The following is a 2,320-nucleotide window of genomic DNA, read 5'->3' as shown; positions in this document are numbered from 1 at the left end:
CGGAAAGCCGCGATGAACCTAAAATAATAGGAACAACTAGCCAGCTTAGAAGAACGATAAACCTGATGTTCTATCGCTATTAACTATTAGAAGATCTATCGATCATTATCAGCATCGAACAATATCGTATAAGTAGAGTGACTGATCGCCCCCCTTCCCCTGAATGTTAAACGATGCAATAGAGTTGCTATATTTGATGGATCAAGGCCTTCAAACTAGAGTTTAGGCTGACCAAAAGATCAGGCAATATCCTCGTATTCGATCCCTCTGCCGCTAAACCCCACTATGCTACTCATTATAAAGTCACTGAGCACTCCAGCCAAGAATGCCATAAAGGTTGCCCTAGCATTTTGTTTAGCTATCTACCTTGCGTTGTATTTTAACCTTGAGAAGCCTTACTGGGCGGCTATCGTGGTCAATATATTGGCCATCACTGATACTATTACTGCTGGCAAGAAAAAAGGCATTCTCAGATTGTTGGGGACGCTTTGTGGCGCGTTTGTCGGGCTTTGGTTAATCGCTGTTTTTGGGCAAGATCGATATTATTTTTTAGCAAACATCGCACTGTTACTCGCAATTTGTATATACATGGGTTCCGATCCGGTCATCGGCTATGCTTACATTACGGCATTTATTGTCTGCATCCTGCTGGCGATATCTGGCAGCTTTGATGGTGTAGCTACATTTAATATTGCGGTACTAAGGCTGCAAGAAACCCTGCTTGGCTTCGTGGTCTATACGACCATCTATAGCGTGGTTTGGCCTGAGGATGATGACACACGCTTTAACAACGAAGTCAGTGTTGTTTTAGAGGCGATGTCTCCCCTCATTCATTCACTCGCTTACAATGACTCAGCGCAGCGTTTCCAGTTACACACGAGCTGCGAGTTAAATATTGAAAGCCCGACCTTCAAAGCGCTGAACGATCTGATGCGCCTGCCCGATTTGCATGGCCGTATGCCTGCCAGAAAGCAGTGGAAGCATCAACAGCAAACTCAAGCAATCTGGGTTGCCAAACAGTTACTGCAAAACGCCCATGATCAAGGGGTTGATCACAATGATTTTTCGATACTTAACCAGGCTATGGCTTTTATTGAAGCATCATCGGTTAATGTCGATTACAAGCCCCCTTTTCCAGAGACAGTCAAACAATTCTACCAGGGTAACTTTAAGAAAAAGCGCTTATTTGCCCGATTACTTGACAACAGCCAGCAACGATTAAGCAATACGTTAGTCGGCACAATGAGCTTCATCTCAGCAATTCTAGTCTGGATATATCTACCAATATCATCGGGAAGTCTGTTCATCATTAACAGTGCCATTTGCGCCTTGATATTAAGCAACATGCCTAGGCAAATGATAAAGCACTGGACCATTGGCTACTTAGCCTTTGGGTCACTGTTCCTCATTCAGTATGTTCTGCTGTTACCTTCGATGACCGAAGTATGGCAATTAATGGCATTTTACTTTGTTAATGTCTTTACGGTGTATCGCCTGTTCGCTGGTAATCAGTGGATGGTCTATCGAGTTCTCGGGGGCAACCTATTAGTAATGATTACCATGAGCGCAACGCAACTTGTGCCTGTTTATGACGTCACTACCCCTTTGAACCTACTCATTTATATGATGGTTGCACTGGCTTTCATCCGCTTTTACACCCGCTTAATACACCGTAAAAGTTAACCACTATAACCTCACACAAAGACCACTAAGGCATAAAGTAATGAAAATGAGTAAATGCTCTGCGCTTGTCGTTATCGACCTGCAACAAGGTATCGTTGATCAATTACCGGAAACCGTGTCCCGACCGATCATAGAGAATAGCCTTGCTCTCTGCGATGCATTTGATGATGCTGATTTACCCGTAATTATTGTTAATGTAGCCGGTCGTCCACAAGGCCGAACGGAACTGCAAAATAAAGCGGCTCAGCCTGACGCATCAAAGATCGTATGGGGAGAGGTCATCGAAAGCCTGCGCCTAAACCCTAATTATCGCTATCTAACCAAATATTCCTGGGGTGCATTTACCAACACAGATTTGCAGAAGCAGCTTTGTGAGCAAGGTATTACGGATATTTATCTGACCGGGGTAGCAACAAGTATTGGGGTCGAATCAACGGCTAGACAAGCATTTGAACTGGGTTATAACGTGGTGATTGTCGAAGATGCGATTGCAGATATGAACCCGATGAACCACCAGCACAGCTGCCAAAATATATTCCCAAAACTCAGTGTTTTAGCAAAAGCTCAAGACTTGCTATAACTGTCTCGTCCTAAAATACGTTGACCGTATTTTCATTAAAATCGAGTAGGAGGAGGC

Annotated in this window: 2 protein-coding genes; both read left to right on the top strand. The window is 43.9% G+C overall.

Annotated elements, in window-relative coordinates:
* The first annotated feature begins 285 nt into the window (after nucleotides 1-285).
* Nucleotides 286-1,683, top strand: coding sequence for an FUSC family protein (locus tag AB4209_RS22265; protein ID WP_017060532.1), 1,398 nt, complete (start codon nucleotides 286-288; stop codon nucleotides 1,681-1,683).
* A gap of 40 nt (nucleotides 1,684-1,723) precedes the next feature.
* Nucleotides 1,724-2,263, top strand: a complete 540-nt coding sequence (locus tag AB4209_RS22260; RefSeq protein WP_017060533.1) for an isochorismatase family cysteine hydrolase — start codon at nucleotides 1,724-1,726, stop codon at nucleotides 2,261-2,263.
* The last annotated feature ends 57 nt before the right edge of the window (nucleotides 2,264-2,320 follow it).

This window comes from Vibrio sp. 10N.286.48.C11 (assembly GCF_041469805.1).
Classification (GTDB): Bacteria; Pseudomonadota; Gammaproteobacteria; order Enterobacterales; family Vibrionaceae; genus Vibrio; species Vibrio crassostreae_C.
This window is presented reverse-complemented; position numbering and strand designations above follow the sequence as displayed.

Bases quoted from the DNA above. Each gene is read 5' to 3' on its own strand.
- AB4209_RS22265 (WP_017060532.1), top strand. From the start codon at position 286: ATGCTACTCATTATAAAGTCACTGAGCACTCCAGCCAAGAATGCCATA.
- AB4209_RS22260 (WP_017060533.1), top strand. From the start codon at position 1,724: ATGAAAATGAGTAAATGCTCTGCGCTTGTCGTTATCGACCTGCAACAA.